Annotated in this window: 15 protein-coding genes and 1 pseudogene; 12 read left to right on the plus strand and 4 right to left on the minus strand. The window is 46.2% G+C overall.

The genetic code is table 11. The features are described 5' to 3' along the window. The first annotated feature begins 62 nt into the window (after positions 1 to 62). The 5 genes from CLV42_RS31035 (at position 63) to CLV42_RS31055 (ending at position 4,125) form a co-directional block, all read left to right on the plus strand. The gene (locus tag CLV42_RS31035; protein ID WP_106605834.1) at positions 63 to 1,256 is read left to right on the plus strand and encodes an aspartate aminotransferase family protein; all 1,194 of its coding nucleotides are present in this window, start codon (positions 63 to 65) and stop codon (positions 1,254 to 1,256) included. A 75-nt stretch (positions 1,257 to 1,331) separates the two neighbouring features. Then, on the plus strand, positions 1,332 to 1,973 hold the full coding sequence (locus CLV42_RS31040; RefSeq protein ID WP_106605835.1) for a hypothetical protein: 642 nt from the start codon (positions 1,332 to 1,334) through the stop codon (positions 1,971 to 1,973). 46 nt (positions 1,974 to 2,019) lie between these two features. Next, a complete protein-coding gene (locus CLV42_RS31045) occupies positions 2,020 to 2,319 on the plus strand; it encodes a winged helix-turn-helix domain-containing protein (RefSeq protein ID WP_089829004.1) in 300 nt (99 codons plus the stop codon). 51 nt (positions 2,320 to 2,370) lie between these two features. Next, a complete protein-coding gene (creD, locus tag CLV42_RS31050) occupies positions 2,371 to 3,738 on the plus strand; it encodes a cell envelope integrity protein CreD (protein WP_106605836.1) in 1,368 nt (455 codons plus the stop codon). A gap of 21 nt (positions 3,739 to 3,759) precedes the next feature. After that, a complete protein-coding gene (locus CLV42_RS31055; protein ID WP_106605837.1) occupies positions 3,760 to 4,125 on the plus strand; it encodes a diacylglycerol kinase family protein in 366 nt (121 codons plus the stop codon). A 55-nt stretch (positions 4,126 to 4,180) separates the two neighbouring features. On the opposite strand, the gene CLV42_RS31060 is transcribed toward CLV42_RS31055, so the two are convergent. After that, positions 4,181 to 7,567: a hypothetical protein gene (locus CLV42_RS31060; RefSeq protein ID WP_106605910.1), complete on the minus strand. Its 3,387-nt coding sequence runs from the start codon at positions 7,565 to 7,567 to the stop codon at positions 4,181 to 4,183. Positions 7,568 to 7,623: 56 nt separating this feature from the next. Here CLV42_RS31060 and CLV42_RS31065 point away from each other — a divergent pair, with 56 nt between their 5' ends. Next, a complete protein-coding gene (locus tag CLV42_RS31065; protein WP_106605838.1) occupies positions 7,624 to 8,262 on the plus strand; it encodes an MBL fold metallo-hydrolase in 639 nt (212 codons plus the stop codon). 30 nt (positions 8,263 to 8,292) lie between these two features. On the opposite strand, the gene CLV42_RS31070 is transcribed toward CLV42_RS31065, so the two are convergent. Both CLV42_RS31070 and arfB read right to left on the minus strand, forming a co-directional pair. Further along, the gene (locus CLV42_RS31070; protein ID WP_106605839.1) at positions 8,293 to 9,828 is read right to left on the minus strand and encodes a lipopolysaccharide biosynthesis protein; all 1,536 of its coding nucleotides are present in this window, start codon (positions 9,826 to 9,828) and stop codon (positions 8,293 to 8,295) included. Between the two features lie 26 nt (positions 9,829 to 9,854). Then, positions 9,855 to 10,232: pseudogene (gene arfB, locus CLV42_RS31075) on the minus strand (alternative ribosome rescue aminoacyl-tRNA hydrolase ArfB); the annotation flags it as partial. Positions 10,233 to 10,343: 111 nt separating this feature from the next. Between arfB and CLV42_RS31080 the strand changes: the two are divergent. The 5 genes from CLV42_RS31080 to CLV42_RS31100 are packed head-to-tail and all read left to right on the plus strand — an operon-like array spanning position 10,344 to position 14,980. Further along, on the plus strand, positions 10,344 to 11,693 hold the full coding sequence (locus CLV42_RS31080; RefSeq protein WP_106605841.1) for a hypothetical protein: 1,350 nt from the start codon (positions 10,344 to 10,346) through the stop codon (positions 11,691 to 11,693). Between the two features lie 43 nt (positions 11,694 to 11,736). Beyond that, complete coding sequence (dtd, locus tag CLV42_RS31085) at positions 11,737 to 12,189, plus strand: D-aminoacyl-tRNA deacylase (protein WP_106605842.1); 453 nt, start codon at positions 11,737 to 11,739, stop codon at positions 12,187 to 12,189. Between the two features lie 9 nt (positions 12,190 to 12,198). Then, on the plus strand, positions 12,199 to 12,525 hold the full coding sequence (locus CLV42_RS31090) for a nucleotide pyrophosphohydrolase (RefSeq protein ID WP_106605843.1): 327 nt from the start codon (positions 12,199 to 12,201) through the stop codon (positions 12,523 to 12,525). 26 nt (positions 12,526 to 12,551) lie between these two features. Continuing rightward, positions 12,552 to 13,505 (plus strand): YihY/virulence factor BrkB family protein, encoded by a 954-nt coding sequence (locus tag CLV42_RS31095; RefSeq protein ID WP_106605844.1) that lies wholly within the window; start codon positions 12,552 to 12,554, stop codon positions 13,503 to 13,505. A gap of 44 nt (positions 13,506 to 13,549) precedes the next feature. Next, positions 13,550 to 14,980 carry a glycine--tRNA ligase gene (locus CLV42_RS31100; protein ID WP_106605845.1) on the plus strand — a complete coding sequence of 477 codons (1,431 nt, stop codon included), beginning with the start codon at positions 13,550 to 13,552 and terminating at the stop codon, positions 14,978 to 14,980. Positions 14,981 to 15,057: 77 nt separating this feature from the next. Here the strand turns inward: CLV42_RS31100 and CLV42_RS31105 are convergent, their stop codons facing one another. Next, a complete protein-coding gene (locus CLV42_RS31105) occupies positions 15,058 to 15,777 on the minus strand; it encodes a ferredoxin--NADP reductase (protein ID WP_106605846.1) in 720 nt (239 codons plus the stop codon). Positions 15,778 to 15,886: 109 nt separating this feature from the next. Here CLV42_RS31105 and mfd point away from each other — a divergent pair, with 109 nt between their 5' ends. Further along, positions 15,887 to 19,264, plus strand: a complete 3,378-nt coding sequence (gene mfd / locus CLV42_RS31110) for a transcription-repair coupling factor (RefSeq protein ID WP_106605847.1) — start codon at positions 15,887 to 15,889, stop codon at positions 19,262 to 19,264. Positions 19,265 to 19,282: the final 18 nt, after the last annotated feature.

Genomic DNA, 19,282 nt, shown 5'->3' on the forward strand with positions numbered 1-19,282 from the left:
AGGATGCAGCACCGGTATCTTGTCAATGCCCTACTGATTCTTTAATGTATTTTTGCCGCAGCATGAATAACAGACAACTCTTTTTACGTCATGTGGCCCAGCTGTCAGATGCGCCAATGGCACTTGAAATAGTGAAGGCATCCGGTATGTATATGTGGGATACCGAAGGCAAAAAGATCATGGACCTGATTGCCGGTATCAGTGTGTGTAACGTGGGACATTCACATCCTGCTGTAGTGGACGCTATTAAAGAACAGGCGGAACAGTATATGCATCTGCTGGTATATGGAGAGCTGATCCAGTCGCCACAGGTGGGCTTTGCTACCTTATTAACACAGCACCTGCCGGCATCTCTCAATAGTGTTTATTTCACCAATTCAGGCGCTGAGGCGGTGGAGGGCGCGATGAAACTGGCCAAACGTTATACCGGGAGGACAGAGATCATCGCTTTTGAGAAGAGCTATCACGGTTCTACCCAGGGTGCTATGAGTATTATGGGAGATGAGGCCTGGCGGAATGCTTACAGACCATTATTGCCTGACATACAGCACCTTACTTACAATACCTGGGAAGCAATAGACCAGATTACCGATCGTACGGCTTGTATCATACTGGAAACGGTGCAGGCGGAAGCTGGCGTACGGGTGCCGCAGAAAGAATGGCTGCAGGCCATCCGGGAAAAATGTACCGCTACAGGTACCCTGATGGTATTGGATGAGATACAGTGTGGCCTGGGACGAAATGGCACTTTATGGGCCTTTGAGCAGGCGGACGTAGTACCTGATATCCTGTTACTGGGAAAAGCACTGGGAGGCGGTATGCCCATGGGAGCTTTTATTGCTGATAAAGAGATCATGTGGAGCCTGACCAATAAACCGGTACTGGGACATATGACCACCTTTGGCGGTCATCCTGTGATCTGTGCAGCGGGGATGGCGGGTTTTAAGGTATTGCTGGAAAGCAACCTGATAGACACTGTGAAGGCGAAAGGGCAGTTATTTCACCAATACCTTCAACATCCGGCTATTAAAGAAGTCCGTTCCCTCGGACTGATGATGGCCGTTGAATTTGAGAGCTTTGCGATGAATAAAAAGGTGATAGATGCCTGCATCGAAAGAGGTTTACTGACCGACTGGTTCCTTTTTGCGCCGGAATGCCTGCGTATTGCTCCCCCCTTGATTATCAATGAGGAAGAGATCCGACAGGCGTGTAAGATCATTATAGATGTGCTGAATGAGGTAACGGATGTCCGTTAACACTAGTTATAATGAAAAAATATATTTTGTCTTCTCAGCGAAATATGTAACTTTGATGTACAAAGTACTTTAAGTATGACAGATCAGCAACACCTGGAGGCAATAAGTGATATCAGGCGCATGATGGAGCGGAGCACCCGTTTTCTTTCCCTTAGTGGATTGAGTGGCGTTTTTGCCGGCGTATCTGCGCTGGCTGGTGCGATAACCGCTTATGCCCTGTTCCAGTCTTACTATGCCCGTTGGGAAGTAAGGGGGCATTATGATGATGCTGACTTTTCCATGCTTCGTTTGCAGCTGATCTTATTGGGCTTTGGTGTGATGGCACTGGCGCTTTGCGGAGGTACTTACTTCACCTGGAGGAGAGCCAGACGGAATAATGTTCCTATCTGGGATGCCACTTCCCGTAAAGTACTGATCAATGCATTGATCCCGATGATGGCCGGGGGCGCTTTTATTGCCGGTCTGATATATAACAGGCTGGATGTGCTGATCGCTCCCTCCTGTCTTATATTTTATGGTATGGCATTATTGAATGCCAGCAAGTATACAGTCTCTGATATCCGTTACCTGGGTATTGCTGAAATAGGACTTGGCATATTAAATGTTTTCTTTTTGCGCAGAGGGCTTTATTTTTGGGCTATCGGTTTTGGTGTGTTGCATATATTGTATGGCATCATTATGTGGTGGAAATATGAGCGGCAGACAGCTGTAGAATAAAATCCGGTGCAGATCGGAACTAAGTGGAAATAATAAAGACGTACTCGTGAACAATCCCATAGGTAACTTAAATAAAATATTTGACAGTCGTATACGGCTTGGGGTGATGAGTATCCTCATGGTGAATGAGGAAGTCAGCTTTAATGACCTGAAGCAGATGCTCGAACTGACAGATGGTAATCTGGCTTCCCACCTCAGTACACTGGAAGAAAATGGTTACCTCAAAGTGCATAAAGGTTTTATAGGACGTAAAACCAATACCACCTATTCTATTACGAAAGCTGGTGAAAAAGCTTTCAAAGGCCACCTGGCCGCACTCGAAAACATGATCCGCTCTATGGAGTAATTTTTTTTGTACCTACACTTTGAATCTCAAAGCACTTCTAAATATAGTTATATGCAAACAAGTAACATCAACGAACCTAATCCCCTGCCTCCCGGCCAGCCTTCTTCTGCTACAGGAAACAGTTCACAGGACATTAACGAGCGGCCTTCTTTCTTTGAACGCTATGCCTATGGTATCAAAGCATTGATCATCGGTATGCTTGTAATATTCCTGTTAATTCCCACAGCTATGATCATGGGGCTTATTTCAGAAAGAGAGCAGCGCCAATTTGAAGCCAAAGGAGAAGTGAGCGGGAAGTGGGGCGACGCACAGACCATTACGGGGCCGGTGCTGGTAATACCCTACTACAGCAAACCAGGGGTCACATCCACAGCAGTATTCCTGCCGGAGAAACTGGCCGTAAACGGTGAGCTGCTGCCGGAAATACGCCGGCGCGGGATCTATGAGGTGGCCGTATACAGTTCACATTTACAGATCTCCGGCGCCTTCTCCGCACTGGACCTGAACAGCTTAAATATTGATCCTTCAACGGTGTTATTGAAAGACGCCTACCTGGCTGTCGGCATTAATGATATGCGAGGTATTACGAACCAGGCCGGTGTGCAATGGAATGGACAGAATTTCTATTTCAATCCGGGCATTCCCGCTACTAATCTGTTTGAGAATGGTATGCAGGTAAGAGTACCATTGACCATGTCAGACTCCGGCATTGTAGCCGGCAACTTTGCTGTCAATCTGGATTTAAAAGGCTCCGCCCAGCTGTATTTCTCTCCTGTAGGAAAAACAACAACTGTTAACCTGAATTCCAATTGGAAGAATCCCAGCTTCGACGGCGCCTTCCTGCCTAATGCACACAATGTGCATGCAAAAGGCTTCACTGCTTCCTGGCAGGTATCCAACCTGAACCGCAACTTCCCCCAAAGCTGGATCGGCGCCAATGCCAATCTGCACTCGGCAGATTTTGGCGTGAAATTATTCCTGCCGGTGGATACTTACCAGCAATCTACCCGTGCTGTGAAATACGCTATCCTGATCATCGGTCTTACATTCCTGGTATTCTACTTTATCGAGTTGTTATACCGTTCGGCTGTTCATCCATTACAATATATATTAGTCGGCGCGGCATTGTGTGTATTCTATACCCTGCTGATCGCCCTCGCAGAACAACTGAATTTTAGTATTGCATACCTGATCGCCGCTGTATTGACTATTCTGCTGGTTGCGGCATATACGGCCAGCGTATTGCGAAGCAGCCGAATGGCTATCGGTATAGGAGGTGTATTAAGTCTGCTTTATGGGTTTATTTATGTCATCATCCGTTCCGAAGACCAGGCACTGCTTATGGGTAGTCTGGGACTGTTTATAATACTGGCTATTGTGATGTACTTTAGCCGGAGGATCAAGTGGGGAGAATTATAAAAATTATAAACAGTTATACTCATGCAAGCCGGTCGCTATCTGCAACAGCGTTTAAAAAGTTTTAAATATGCCTTTCAGGGAATCATCGCATTTCTCCGCAGTGAACCGCATGCACGTATTCATGCTGTAGCAACGGTGCTCGTGGTAGCGGCCGGCTTTTATTACAGATTATCTGCCAATCAGTGGATCGCCATTCTGATAGTAACGGGAATGGTATGGGTCACAGAGATGTTGAATACAGTTGTTGAAAAGATCATGGACCATCTATCTCCCGAATACCATCCCAGGGTGAAATGGATCAAAGACGTGGCGGCAGGTGCAGTACTTATTTCGGCTTTGATAGCTGTAATCACAGGCGCTGTCATTTTTATCCCTATCCTGTGCTAAAAGAAAAGGGTCTCGCTTTATGCGAGACCCTTCCATATATTGAAGTTCTTTCTTCTTAGAAATCAACTCCCATTCCGAAGTACCAGATTGGTTTGCCACGGAAGAATGCAACCATCGGCCAGCCTGCATCTACTCTCAGGAAGTAACCGGCGATAGTTGTACGGGCGCCGAAGCCATAACCACCTACAAATGGTCCGAGGAACCCTTCTTTCACTTTCACTGTTATACCGCTACCATTGTCGTAGTAAGTGTAGTTCGCATCTTTAAAGCTCAGTTTCTCGTTCCATGCAGTACCGATATCCACAAAGCTGGTCACCTGGAAATTACGTACGATCGCTGAGTTAATAGGCCTGTTCATAAAGGTAGCGAACACCGGCAGACGTAACTCTGTATTAAACACCATTACATTATTACCGTTACGTGCATTCTGTTTGTAACCACGTAATGGCGTTGCCAGTGTCTGGTATGCATAGTTGGCATTCATATTCACTGGTGTATTGGTATTGATCTTAGGATTCAGCCAGTTGTCGGTACCACCCAGGTAGTACAACAACTTACGGGTACCCCAGGATAAATCTGCGGAGAAGCGGCTGGCCCATATAAAGTTGCGGAAGATGGATTCATAATGTCTCACATCAATGCCCATATTATAGGTGAACTTGCCCTTGCCTGCAGCCGCTCCCTGGTCGAATACATCATTCAGGTTACCGTTGATCTGTGCGTTCATATCACCATAGATCTTGTAACGGGTACCATGCCAGATGTTGATAGCAGGGTTGATGGTATTGTCATACACATATTCCAGACGTAACAACGCGTAGTTGTCGGCATAATTTTTCATCTTCAATGTCGTCTCATCAGAACCGGCTATGACGAATTTATCATTACGGAAGCCTGCCTGTAAACGGATGCTTCTTGCCTGATCAAATGGATAACGTACCTCGAACTGGAAGAGATTGGTCTTCATCTTAGCCGGATAATCCAGCGGGTTGCCCGATGTGTCGAAGCCAATACCACTGTATTTATCTACTCTGCGGTAGTAAGTGAATTTATAATCAAAGCGTTTTTTGAGATAAGAAGCAGAGATGAAGTATTCAGTACCATCCAGGCTTGAAGGGAATCTGAATCCACCATTGATCTTAATATCTTCGAACAGATCACTTACACCTATGCGGATCAGGCCATTCACAGGATCAACAAGCCTGATAGGACCGGAAGGAGGACCAGTGAATGGCTGATACCTGTTGATCAGGATAGAGTTATCTAGCTGGAGTATCAGGTAGTCTGATGCGAATTTCAGTTTATAAGGGAACAGCTTGGCTTTCTTCAATACAGGCTCCATCAGCGGGATCTGTGATGCTTGCTGGGCCTCTGCTGCCACACTTGAATCCTGTGCTTCTTTTCCGAACTCACTCTGGAAGAAATCGTCATGTTTTACAGTATCGACCTTCACTTTTTCATGGTAAGTCGGCAGACCCAGACGAAGGCTGTCTTCGTGCATCTGACGGGCTCTGAAAGTTGTAGGGCGACTGTTTACATTCCTTTTGCGCAGTGTTACTGTATCAATCCTCAGCTTTTGGAGGTTCTTAAAACCATATTGCTGGATCACCTGTGATACTTCGCTTTGGTCGCCTGCTCCTCTGGATTCTTTGATACCATAAGAATAGTTCGACATCGGGAAGGTATAAGTAGAGTCTTTGGTGAGCGATACTGCCATTACGGAATCAGGTGCGGTAGCACCGTATTCTGCCAGTGCTGAATCCAGGTCAGCCTTTTCAGGGTTATGCAGGATCTCTGATCCGACGAAGAAGAGGGAATCTACTCCTGTTCTTTCTGTCTTAAAGAAACCGGCATAACGGTTACGGATACCGTTAACGTCCGATATAAAGGTAAAGTGTGTGTTATTGTATTGCAATGGCGAACGTGCGTCACCGTATTTCATGTCTGTCAGCTGGGAGATCTGTTTGTCAGCGCTCTTGTTCCAGTTATCGACCAGGAAGATATTGTAATGACCTGCCGGCAGGACGGTATCTCCGCTTTTAGCGGTTGGAGATGGCCTGTTGGAAGAATAGATAATCCCGCTTTTGCCAGGGAAGGCAACGAAGGAAGGATCCAGGTCATCATACACATCGTTGGTGATCTGTTCTGCAGTCTGTTTTGTGATGCTGTAAGTGTAGATATCTGTATGACCGTTCTTCACCGCAGAGAGCAGCAGGGAGTTATCGTATTCGAAGAAGTACTTCATATCGATCACCCTGTCAAAGCGTGGGAGGTCTTGTCTTGTAGTGGTTCTGCTAACGAGGTCATATACCATCAGCCTGGTTACGCCCTCATGTTCGTAGATAATAGCCAGGCGGTTACCTTTCTGGTTCCATGCCAGTAATGGATAGTTAGGATCCAGCTGGCTGGCCTGCATTCTCACCCCGCTACGCAGCAGTATTTTAGGTTTCATATCGGCGAACTGTACCTGTACTTTGTACAATCCTTTGGAGAATTCCACCACTGCATACCAGTTGCTCTTCGGATTGGCCTGGAAGCGGTAGAAGTCAGACTTCTTCAGTTCCCTGGCGGCAACCGTACGGGCGCCACGGGTGCTCTGACGGCGACGGCGGTTATCGTCCTGGTAACGTTTGGCGTTGAAAACCATGAAGTCCTTCAGCGCATTTTTGGGCTTCTGGTTCAATACCTGCTCAAATCCTTTTTTCAGTCCGCGGTTGATGCGTGAAATATACATCAGGTAAGGCACAGCGTCCTTACCATATTTACTTTCTACATAATACCAGAAGGCGTGTCCGGCCAGTGTGGGCTTTTCATAAGCCAGCTGATAGAAGTCCTTATACCTGCCTGACTGGATGGCGTCTTTCAGTTCATCATCCAGCTGGGTATTCCAGTTTTGGGCAGCATAGGCTACAAATCCATCTGTGAACCATTTAGGGAAATCAATCAATACTGCATTACCGGCAAACTCTCCGATATCTTCTCCAAACAACAGGTTTTCCAGCATCACACGGGCTATCCCTTCCCGGATCTGCTTGTACAGGTGTTCGTGATCACCATCGAAGTACACGATCAGTTTATTACCCACCAGCTTGGTGATACCACCGGTATTCTGCCAGTCAACGCCAATGCCTATATTGGATTGCTTCATTTCTCCGAAGCTGTTGTACACGACAATATTTACCCGCTGACGGAAGGTAAACTCCATGAATTGTTCCAGCTGTGGCAATTCCCTTTCTGCTACCTGTGCTACGTATTTCCCTAATTCAAGACCGTTCTGGCTGAAGTAAGTATTAAAATGACGGGTTTGATAGTAACGCCATTTAAAATTCTTATGCTGTATGCGGTTCTGTCCAAATTCCACGGTATTGGTCTGTGCCTGGGATAGATACGAGCCAAGTAATAGGGTACCGGTAATTAATAACCTGGTAGTAAGTCGGTTCATACAGAAAGTATTGATAATATTGCGTTCTGAATTAAAAATAGCAAAAATCGGCAACAATGATGGAAATACAACATTTCACCTTTAATCCGTTTCAGGAAAATACCTATTTACTCATTAACGAAAAAAGGGAATGTATAATTATAGACCCGGGCTGTTATTTTGAAGAAGAAAGGAAACAATTACTCACGTATATCGAAAAAGAGGGTTTGAAAGTTACACGGCTCCTGAACACACATTGCCACCTTGACCATATTTTCGGTAACAGACTGGTTGTGAAGACCTATGGAGTTGGCCTGGAAATACATCCGCAGGACAAAATTGTACTGGACCGTTCTCCTGAAATAGGCAAAATGTATAATGTTCCCTTTGAACCTTCTCCAGAACCTGTCCGGTTTCTGGAAGACGGAGAAAAGATACGCTTTGGCGATGATGAGCTGGAGGTGTTGTTAACTCCTGGTCATTCGCCGGGGAGTGTGTGCTTTTATTCCGCCAGCCAGCAATTCCTTATTGGCGGGGATGTGCTGTTTTACCAGAGTATTGGCCGTACAGACCTGCCTGGAGGCAGCCATCAAACTTTAATTAACAGTATTCAGACGAAATTGTTCGTATTGCCGGATGAGGTAAGGGTATACCCGGGCCACGGACAGTCTACTACCATTGGTTTTGAGAAGCTGTACAACCCTTTCCTGCAGTAAGTACTCAGACTCTTCAGGACAGTGCAAGGTTTAAAGCCTGCTCACAAATTTTCCGATAAAAGGCAAGCGGGAAAACTCCTTCTTTTCCATTTTAAGCAGGAACCAGATATAGCCACAGAAGAAGAGGGTGGCTACAAACAGGGATAAGGGCTTCAGTGCATATACATCACCCGGCGACAGCAGGGTCCTGTTCAGGATGTCGTACATGTAATAAGTCAGCACTGCGCTTACTATGTAAGTGAGGATACGTGGAAGATGGTATGGTACCGGATAATACTTCTGTCCCAATATATAACAGATGGTCATCTGGGCAAAATAGCAGACCATAGTGGCCAGCGCTGCACCAAAGTAGCCCATTACAGGGATCCACCACCAGTTCAGCAAAAAGGCCAGTACTGCGGTAATGATGGTGATCATCGCACCTGTTTTTGTCCGGTCGGTCAGCTTGAACCAGATGGTGAGGTTGTAGTAGATGCCCAGGAACATATTGGCCAGCAGCAGCACAGGAACGATCTTCATACCAGGATAATACTCCGGTCTGCGCAGGAAGGTTTTCCAGACGTTCAGGTACAGGCTTACAAAGAGGAACATCATGCATAACATCACCACAAAAAGTTTCATGATGCGGGCATACATCTTCTGCGGATCCTTGCCTTCTGCCTGCTTAAAGAAAAATGGCTCGGCGCCTAACTTAAATGCCTGTATGAACATGGTGATCAGAATGGCCAGTTTGTAGTTGGCGGCATAGATCCCGATCAGCTCTTTTTTATCTGTCATATTATTTCCCGGCAGGAATTCCGGCAGGAACCATGCCCTGTCGAAGGTCTCATTGACCATGCCAGCCATTCCAAAGAAGATCAGCGGAATGGAATAATTCAGCATCGTTTTCCACACTGCCATATCAAACTTCCAACTGATACGCATCATTTGAGGCAGGAACAATAACAGTGTGATACCGCTGCCCAGCGCATTGCTGAGGTAAATATAGCCTATCTGGTTTCCGGAACGTATATCCGGCAGCCAGGTCTGACCTGCAGCATACATTTTCGGTATGATGACCAGGAAGAGGATATTGAATCCGATGGTGGTAAGAATATTCGCCAGGCGTATAACCGCATAACGGACCGGCCTGTTCTCCAGTCGCAATTGGGCAAAGGGTATGGCCGTCAGCGCATCACAGGCCATGACCAGCACCAGGTAGGTAAAGAATACCGGATGTGTGTCAAGCCCGCTCAGTTTACCAATATAGGAATGAATGATCGGACCCCGGAAGAACAGGAGTATGATCGTAAAACTAATGGTAGAAAACAGTAATGAGATAGTGGAGGTACTTAAGACCGTCGAACTGTTCTCCTTTTTGGCGAACCGGAAGAAGGCCGTCTCCATACCATAGGTCAGGATGATATTCAGGAAAGGGATATAAGCATATACAGTAGACATCTCCCCGTACGAAGCCTGTGTCATCAGCTCCAGGTAGAGCGGCGTAAGGAAGTAGTTAAGGAGCTTGCTCGCTATGTTACTAAAGCCGTAATAAATAGTCTGTCCTGCCAGTGATTTTATACTCAATTCCCTAAAATTTTAGCCAAAATTAATTATTCCAGCCCTTTCCTGCGCTGTTGTTTTTTCTCCGACAGCCTTTTCTTGAATTGGATACGCTTTTCCTTCACTGCTTTGGAAGGTCTGGTAGGCACCCTCTTTTTGGGTTTGATGAGGGCTTTATTCACCAGTTCGTTCATCTTTTTTACTACCAGCTGTTTGTTGCCCAGCTGGGTGCGTTCTTCCTGTGAGCGTACCTGCAGCAATCCTTCTGCATTGATACGGTGCGCCAGCTTTTCCTGCACCAGTGTTTTTTGTTCTTCGGTTAACAAAGATGAAGCGGCAATATCAAAATAACCCTCCACCATGGTCTCCACCTTATTCACGTTTTGTCCGCCCTTTCCTCCGCTCCTGGCGGTGCGGAAGGTAATTTCGACGGAAAGATCTACACTCATTTAATTAACGTTTCTTTATAATTGATTATCGTAAATTAACTAAAGGTAAATGATTTTATTTGCCGTCCATCCTTATAAATCCTGTGTGCCATGAATTTCTTTACATCTGTACAGTTACGCATTCTTAAAACCAGCTGGATTCCTGTGTTGATCGTTTGTGTGATCCAAAAGAGTGCTGATAGCATATTTCCATCCATATTATCACTTAGCATCGGGACGCAATATGCCATATTCCTGGCCCTGGCCACACTCGGTATGGTGATATGGGAAGCTGTCATAAAAAAGGATGTGAAACAATTTGGTGTATTGGCATTCGTGGGACTCCTGGCTTTCGGTTTACAGTTTGTGCTGAATGAGTTCCTGAAAGCTAATAACAGCCAGCAAAATACTTCCCTGATCTATTATTTCAATTCCTTTGCGGTCTTACTGGTGATCATTATTACCCGCTTCTATCTGAATGGCATGAGCGATAAAATAGGCGCAGCAGTACTGGCCGCGGCCATCTATTTTGTAATTCCTAAAACAGGTAGCCCAACTGGCGGAATCCCGATAGGCTGGCTGAATGCATCCGGGCTCTGGATAGAAGTCGTGAAATCCCTTGCTTTTGTGCTGACAACCTTCGGTACCTTCATCTCTTACTACTCGATCATTTTCCTGACGGAGAACAGTTTCAGATGGCCGGCATTTTTTATAAAACTGCAGTCCCGTATACAAACCATCAGCGGATGGGAATATTTTTTCATCTTCCTGGCTATATGGTTTGTTTACATGGGTAGCATTGGTGAACTCACCTATTTAATGGCCAATTTCTTTGAAGGGACAGTATTACCATTTGTCGTTACTGCTTTTATTATTTTCAAATTATTGCTGGCTGTTTTGTGTGTATATTCTCTTGCGGGATTGTTGAGGAATATCGTTACCAGCAGAGCTGTGACCACTGGAGAATACAATCCCTGGCTGATCGTGATGCATTATATTCCCGTGATCAATATTGCCGCGGTGATAAAACTCTTGTTTGCTGATGACAAACCGGCTATTGCTGAAGAACATGCAGCATTGTACCTGGAAGCTGACAGGCATGCTGCCCAGCAGGCGATGATCATTGCAGGTATTACAGTAACCGTATATAATATCTATCACATGCTGACAGCGCCCACCGGACTGGGATTGCCGGTTATCGGACTGCTGGGAGCATTATATCTCTTAAAGATCTTCGCCTATATAAAATTGCGCAGCAGCAGAACTTATCTGCTATTGGTAATAGCGCTGAATGTAGCCACTATACTTTTTGCATTGAATGAACAGCTGGTGTTATCCCTGGCATTTCTCTATCTCTACTACTACCTGATGCAGGAACTGTTTTATCCCAAACTGGAAATAGAAGACACGATAAAAGTAACGGACCCGGAAGCTGGTGATATTTTCACACATACCGCATAAATACTTTAATTTCCCGGCGCAATTAAAATAACTTACTACACATATGCGTGCAGTTATACAACGTGCATCAAGGGCATCCGTGACCGTAGAGGGCAGTGTTACCGGAAGTATCCAGACAGGATTGCTGGTGTTGCTGGGCATTGAAGACGCTGATGATACAGAAGATATTACCTGGTTAAGTAATAAGATCGTCAACCTCCGTATTTTTAATGATGAGGAAGGCGTGATGAACCGCTCTGTAAAAGAAGTGGAAGGAGATATTCTGCTGGTGAGCCAGTTTACCCTGCATGCTGCCACCAAAAAAGGGAACAGGCCTTCTTATATAAAAGCCAGTAAGCCGGATGTAGCAATTCCCCTGTATGAACAGATGATCAGCCAGTTGACTTTTGATATGGGAAAAACCATTGCTACCGGTATTTTTGGCGCAGACATGAAGGTAGAACTGTTGAACGACGGCCCTGTTACGATCATTATAGACACGAAATCAAAAGAATAAATCATCAATATGACCATCCAGGAAGCACAGGAAAAGATCGATGGCTGGATCAAAACCGTCGGGGTGCGCTATTTCAGCGAACTGACCAACATGGCCATCCTGACAGAAGAAGTGGGGGAAGTAGCCCGCATTATGTCCCGCAAGTATGGTGAACAATCCTTTAAGGAATCCGACAAACAGAAAGACCTGGCGGATGAGCTGGCGGACGTACTGTGGGTATTACTATGCATCGCCAACCAGACAGGGATCGATATGACCACCGCCCTGGAAAAGAACTTCGAGAAGAAAAATATCCGCGATGCCAGCAGGCACAAGGACAATGAAAAGCTCCAATAAGGCAGGTTTTTTGTTAAAGCTATCATATGAAGATCATCAAGAAAGTAAAGACCTTCTGGCAGATCCTGAAACAGACTTTTCACGATTTCATGGACGACAAGGTGCTCAAACTCAGCGCCGCTTTATCCTATTATACCGTTTTTTCTATAGCTCCTATGCTGATCGTGATCATCACGCTATGTGATGTGTTTCTCGGGAAAGAGGCGATCGAAGGAAGTATATATGGGCAGATTAAGAGCATGGTGGGGAGCGATGCCGCCCTCCAGATCCAGCAAATGATCAAAAATGCCGCTCTCTCGGGCGACTCGGGCTGGGCAACCACAGTAGGTGTCATTACCCTGATCATCGGTGCTACGAGTGTATTCGGTGAGATCCAGGACTCTATTAACTTTATCTGGCAGCTCAAGGCCAAGCCCAAGAATGGTCTGGTCAAGATGCTGCTTAACAGGCTGCTGTCGTTTTCAATAGTCATTAGCCTTGGATTTATCCTGATGGTATCCCTGGCATTGAACGGTATTATTTCATTGTTCAGCAACCAACTGGCCATCTATTTTCCACAGGTGACAATCGTTTTGGTGTACATTATTAACATGGTGCTGACCTTTGTGATCATCAGTGTGCTGTTTGCCATCATTTTCAAGGTGCTGCCTGACGCAAAGGTGCAGTGGAGGCATGTTATCATCGGCGCTGTGACCACCGCTATCCTGTTCATGATAGGAAAATTCGCTATCGGGCTGTATCTTGGTTCCAGTAAAGTGGGTACTGCTTATGGGGCGGCTGGTTCCATTGTGATCATCCTGCTTTGGGTATACTATTCGGCCATTATCCTGTACTTTGGAGCCGAGTTTACTCAAGTATATGTACAGCATTTCGGCGGAAGGATCAGGCCAAATGAATATGCAGTATATGTCAAGGAAGTACCTGTGGAAACTGATGAATTGCCCTTAACGGCCCCAATTGAGAAAGAAAAAGGTAACTAAACGCCATCTTTAAATCCGAAAACCCTTATTATATTTGCGCCACTATGGCTACAGATCAGAACAAATTCCAGGCGATCATCTCGCATTGTAAAGAATATGGCTTCGTGTTCCAGTCCAGTGAAATATACGACGGCTTAAGTGCAGTATATGACTATGGCCAGAACGGAGCTCAGTTGAAGAAGAATATCCGCGACTATTGGTGGAAGAGCATGACCCAGATGCATGAGAATATCGTCGGGATAGATGCTGCCATTTTTATGCATCCTACTACCTGGAAGGCATCTGGTCACGTTGACAACTTCAGTGATCCAATGATCGACAATAAAGACAGCAAGAAACGTTACCGTGTAGATCATCTCATAGAAGGCCATGCTGAAACCTTGTCCAAAGAAGCAGGTGATGCGTTAATTGAGCAGATGGATAACCTGCTTAAGGACAATGACTTTGCAGGACTCAAAAAGCTGATAGAAGATAATAAGATCAAGTGTTCCGTAAGTGGCACTGTTAACTGGACAGACGTTCGTCAGTTCAACCTGATGTTCTCTACCCAGTTGGGAAGTGTGACCGATGAGGCAAGTGAAATATATCTGCGCCCGGAAACTGCCCAGGGTATTTTTGTAAACTTCCTGAACGTACAGAAAACCGGCCGTATGAAGATACCTTTTGGTATCGCACAGGTGGGTAAGGCTTTCCGTAATGAAATCGTAGCCCGTCAGTTCATATTCCGTATGCGTGAGTTTGAACAAATGGAGATGCAGTTCTTCATCCGCCCTGGCACCCAGAAAGAATGGTATGCCTACTGGAAGGAAGAGCGTCTGAAATGGCATCTCAGCCTGGGTACATCTCCGGAAAAATACCGTTATCACGATCACGTAAAGCTGGCGCACTATGCTGATGCTGCTGTGGATATCGAATTTGACTTCCCGATCGGTTTCAAAGAGGTGGAAGGTATCCACTCCCGTACTGACTTTGACCTGAAGAGCCACCAGGAATACAGCAAGAAGAAGATCCAGTACTTTGATACAGAAACCAATCAGAATTATATCCCATATGTGATAGAAACTTCTATTGGTCTGGACCGTATGTTCCTGCTGACAGTTTGCAATGCTTACGCTGAGGAAGACCTGAGTAAAGATGGAAAAGAAGACAGCCGTGTGGTGATGAGATTCCCGGCAAAGCTGGCGCCTGTTCAACTGGCGATCTTCCCGCTCACTAAAAAAGACGGTTTACCTGAATTAGCGAAGGAACTGATGGATAAATGCAAATCTTCGTTCTACTGCTTCTATGAGGAGAAAGATGCCATCGGTAAGCGCTACCGCCGTCAGGATGCCATCGGTACACCATTCTGCGTAACGATCGATCATCAGACCAAAGAAGATAACACCGTTACCATCCGTTACCGCGACAGTATGGAGCAGGAAAGGGTGCCAATGGACAAAGTGAAAGAGATCGTGCTGAATAAGATCAACGAATAGAAAATAAAAACATCATAGAAAAAGGCTCTCACCAGCGGTGGGAGCCTTTTTTATTAAGATATATAGTGATATGTAGGTTAGCCATACAGCTCCTGGTGGATATCATGCCTGTCATACCCCATAGCCAGTATCCGCTGTTTAGCTTCATCTATCATTGCCTTCCAGCCACATAAAAAGAAATGGGCGGGCTGCTTGCGGGCCAGCTCTTCATAGATCAGGTGCACATACCCCTTGCGCCCGGTCCATAGATTGTCTTCCCGGGAAAGGGTGGGTATATAATGAAAATCAATCAGTTCCTGCTCCAGTTGACACATTTCTGATGCATAGAGCAGATCACATTGCTGCCGGCAACCATAAATGAGATGGATGGGCGGATGTGCCAGATCGTGCGCCTTGATATACTGGGCCATCGACCGGAAGGGAGCAATACCGGTACCGGTGCAGATGAAGAACAGGTCCTTGTCCAGTTGTTCCGGTAGCGTAAAATGTCCCAGCGGTCCCTTTAGTATCAGCTCGCTACCCTCGGTGATCTCATTGAACAGATAAGTAGTGCCTGCGCCACCTTCCAGCAATACAATGACCAGTTCGATGGTATTGGTGCCATCGGGCGGGGAAGCAATGGAATAGCTGCGCCAGCGCTTGTTCTTTTGTTCATGTATGGGGAGGTCGAGGGTGACAAACTGACCAGCCTTGAAATCGAATTGCTCCTTTTCGGGGATCTGTATCCAGAACCGGCGTGTATTATGCGTTTCCTGTACGATACGGGTTACCTGCCCTTTATACCATTGGTCCAGCATTTGTGTGGAATTTATACTAAATATAACCAAAATTGTCCATAGCCCGCTAGCCTCGAGGAGTATGAGTGGCGCTGGACAAATGCAGTAATTCCGTATCTTTGCAACCCTCATGAATATACAGGCTGTTTTACAACTGTACCAGCGAGATTCCCGCCTGCAACAGCTGGTGAAAGGGATACATTTGTCCGATCCACAGTATTTTCAATTAACAGGACTAACCGGAAGTGCCACCACATTTATAGCAGCGGGAGCGTGGGAGCTGGCCAATTCCGTGAATCATCTTTTCATTCTTAACGACAAGGAAGAGGCGGCCTACTTCCATAATGACCTGGAGTCATTAAGTCAGGCGCTGGATATCTTCTACTTCCCGGACTCTTTCAAAAAAGCCGGCTACTTTAACGAAATCAACAGCAGTCATAGCATGCTGCGTACGGAAGCGCTCATGAAGTTCTCCGGACAGGCTGTACATAAAAAGATCCTGGTGACCTACCCGGAAGCGCTCTGGGAAAAGGTGGCCGCCTCCGTGGCCTTCAGCAACAATATGATACAACTGAAGGTCGGGGACGTGCTGAAAGTGGACGGATTGCTGGAGCAACTCGTTAGCTGGGGTTTTGAATATACCGACTTCGTGTATGAACCGGGACAGTATGCTGTCCGCGGGGGCATCCTCGATATCTATTCCTTTGGTAATGAGAAACCTTACCGTATTGAACTGTTCGGTGAAGACATTGACTCTATCCGTCTTTTTGATCCGGAATCGCAGCTGAGCGAACGCAAGCTGACACAGGTGACCCTCATAGCCAATATGGATACGCAGGGCCTGAATCACCAGAAGACCTCTCTGCTGGAGTTCCTGCCCGAGAATACCATCGTCTGGATGAAAGACCCCGGTTATGTACAGGATGTGGTGCTGCAGCTGGAAGAAAAGCTGGATGCATTCCTGCAAACCGGTCAGCCGGTAAAGGTAGGCGACGATGAGAAGATAGAGCTGGGAGAAGCTGATTTCGTAAAAGCACATCCGCTGATGCAGGAACTTTTGCGCAGGCATTGTGTTGTGTTCAGCAACCGCCAGTGGTGGGAAGAAACGAACCGTCCCTTTACTCCGCTCAACTTCGAAACACAGGAGCAACCGGTCTTTAACAGGCAGTTTGAAATGCTGATCAAAGACCTGGATGCGCACAACAAGAATAAGTATTCCCTGTTCATCTTTGCCGAGAATGCCCGCCAGCTGGAAAGGCTGCGCAGCATCTTTGAAGATCTGAAGGCAGATTTTACATTCTATCCCATCCCGACTCCCGTCAGCCATGGTTTCATAGACCATACGCTGAAACTGGTATGTTATACCGATCACCAGATCTTCCAGCGTTACCATAAATACAAGGTAAAGCAGGCATACAACAAGAATAAGGCGATCACCATGAAAACCCTGCGCGAACTGCAGTCAGGCGATTTTGTGACGCATATTGATCATGGTGTGGGTATGTACAGCGGTTTACAGAAGATTGAGGTAGGTGGTAAAATGCAGGAAGCGATCCGCATTATTTACAAGAACAACGACCTGCTGTATGTAAACATCAACTCCCTGCATAAGATCAGCAAATACTCAGGTAAGGAGGGTGTGGAACCACGTGTGAATAAACTGGGTAGTGATGCATGGGATAAGCTGAAAGAGAAAGCGAAGACGCAGGTAAAAGATATCGCGAAAGACCTGATCAGGCTCTATGCTGCCCGTAAGGCCCAGCAAGGGTTTGCGCATACAATGGATACTTACCTGCAAACAGAGCTGGAAGCTTCTTTCCTATATGAAGATACACCTGACCAGAGCAAGGCTACAGCCGATGTGAAAAGGGATATGGAATCGCCTTCGCCGATGGACCGCCTTGTATGTGGTGATGTAGGCTTTGGTAAAACAGAGATCGCCATCCGTGCTGCCTTTAAATCCATCGTGGATGGTAAACAGGCTGCTGTACTGGTGCCTACTACGATCCTGGCATTCCAGCACTATAAGACCTTTGCAGACCGTCTGAAAGACTTCCCTTGTACAGTGGATTATCTAAACCGTTTCAAGTCGGCGAAAGAGAAAAAAGAAACCCTCCAGAAACTTGCAGAAGGAAAGATTGATATCATCATTGGCACCCATGCACTACTGGGGAAAGAAGTGAAGTTCAAGGACCTCGGTGTGCTGGTGGTGGATGAAGAACAGAAGTTCGGTGTATCTGCCAAGGAAAAGCTGAAGCAGCTGAAAGTGAATGTGGATACGCTGACGCTAACCGCCACACCAATTCCAAGAACGTTGCAATTCTCGCTGATGGGCGCCCGTGACCTGTCTGTGATCAATACACCACCGCCTAACAGGCAGCCCATAGAAACGGAAGTGCATGTATTTGATCATGACCTGATCCGCGATGCGATCTACTATGAAACAGAGCGTGGTGGCCAGGTGTATTTCGTGTACAACAGGGTGAAAGGATTAGGTGAAATGAGCAGCCTCATAAAAGGGTTGTGTCCTGATCTTTCTGTTGCCACTGCGCATGGACAGATGGAAGGCCATCAGCTGGAAGAAGTGATCCTCGATTTTATTGACAGGAAATATGATGTACTGGTATGTACCAACATCGTGGAAAGCGGTGTGGACATTCCAAACGCAAATACCATCATCATCAATAACGCACACCACTTCGGATTAAGTGATCTGCATCAGTTGCGTGGACGAGTAGGCCGTAGCAATAAAAAGGCTTTCTGTTATCTGCTGGCGCCTCCTATGAGCACACTGCCTGCCGATAGCCGTAAAAGATTGCAGACGTTGGAACAACACAGTGAGCTAGGTAGCGGCTTCCAGATCGCTATGCGTGACCTGGACATCCGTGGTGCCGGTAACCTGTTGGGTGGTGAGCAGAGTGGTTTTATGGCAGAGATTGGATTTGATATGTATCAGAAGATCCTGGATGAGGCGATCCGTGAACTGAAACAGAATGAATTCCGCGATCTCTTCAAGGAACAACTGGAAGAGAAGAAGGATTTCGTAAGTGATTGTACGATCGATACGGACCTCGAAATACTGATCCCTGACAGCTATGTGGAAAGCATACAGGAACGTCTGAACCTGTACCAGGAACTGGATAATATTATCATTGAAAGTAAACTCCAGGCGTTTGAAGCAGAATTGCAGGACCGTTTCGGACCAGTGCCGGAGCCTGTAAAAGACCTGCTCTGTATGATCCGTTGTCGTTGGATGGCGATCAAGCTGGGCTTTGAAAAGATGATGCTGAAAGACGAGACACTGCGTTGTTATTTTATCAACAACCCGGATTCTCCATACTTCGAATCACCGACATTTAATCATATCCTCACTTATCTGCAAACGAGAGTGAATAATGCGAAGCTGAAGCAGGTAGGGAAGAATTTCATGCTGGTGGCAGATCGTATCAGGTCAATGAGTGACCTGTATGATTTCCTGAAAGCGATGGAAGATGCAAGGAATGATTAAGAATGTGAGTGAAGATCA

Source organism: Chitinophaga ginsengisoli, from assembly GCF_003014595.1.
GTDB lineage: Bacteria > Bacteroidota > Bacteroidia > Chitinophagales > Chitinophagaceae > Chitinophaga > Chitinophaga ginsengisoli.

Excerpts from the sequence above, each read along its gene's own strand:
- CLV42_RS31035 (WP_106605834.1), top strand. The coding sequence starts at position 63 with ATGAATAACAGACAACTCTTTTTACGTCATGTGGCCCAGCTGTCAGAT.
- CLV42_RS31040 (WP_106605835.1), top strand. The coding sequence starts at position 1,332 with ATGACAGATCAGCAACACCTGGAGGCAATAAGTGATATCAGGCGCATG.
- creD (WP_106605836.1), top strand. The coding sequence starts at position 2,371 with ATGCAAACAAGTAACATCAACGAACCTAATCCCCTGCCTCCCGGCCAG.
- CLV42_RS31055 (WP_106605837.1), top strand. The coding sequence starts at position 3,760 with ATGCAAGCCGGTCGCTATCTGCAACAGCGTTTAAAAAGTTTTAAATAT.
- CLV42_RS31060 (WP_106605910.1), bottom strand. The coding sequence starts at position 7,567 with ATGAACCGACTTACTACCAGGTTATTAATTACCGGTACCCTATTACTT.
- CLV42_RS31065 (WP_106605838.1), top strand. The coding sequence starts at position 7,624 with ATGATGGAAATACAACATTTCACCTTTAATCCGTTTCAGGAAAATACC.
- CLV42_RS31080 (WP_106605841.1), top strand. The coding sequence starts at position 10,344 with ATGAATTTCTTTACATCTGTACAGTTACGCATTCTTAAAACCAGCTGG.
- dtd (WP_106605842.1), top strand. The coding sequence starts at position 11,737 with ATGCGTGCAGTTATACAACGTGCATCAAGGGCATCCGTGACCGTAGAG.
- CLV42_RS31090 (WP_106605843.1), top strand. The coding sequence starts at position 12,199 with ATGACCATCCAGGAAGCACAGGAAAAGATCGATGGCTGGATCAAAACC.
- CLV42_RS31095 (WP_106605844.1), top strand. The coding sequence starts at position 12,552 with ATGAAGATCATCAAGAAAGTAAAGACCTTCTGGCAGATCCTGAAACAG.
- CLV42_RS31100 (WP_106605845.1), top strand. The coding sequence starts at position 13,550 with ATGGCTACAGATCAGAACAAATTCCAGGCGATCATCTCGCATTGTAAA.
- CLV42_RS31105 (WP_106605846.1), bottom strand. The coding sequence starts at position 15,777 with ATGCTGGACCAATGGTATAAAGGGCAGGTAACCCGTATCGTACAGGAA.
- mfd (WP_106605847.1), top strand. The coding sequence starts at position 15,887 with ATGAATATACAGGCTGTTTTACAACTGTACCAGCGAGATTCCCGCCTG.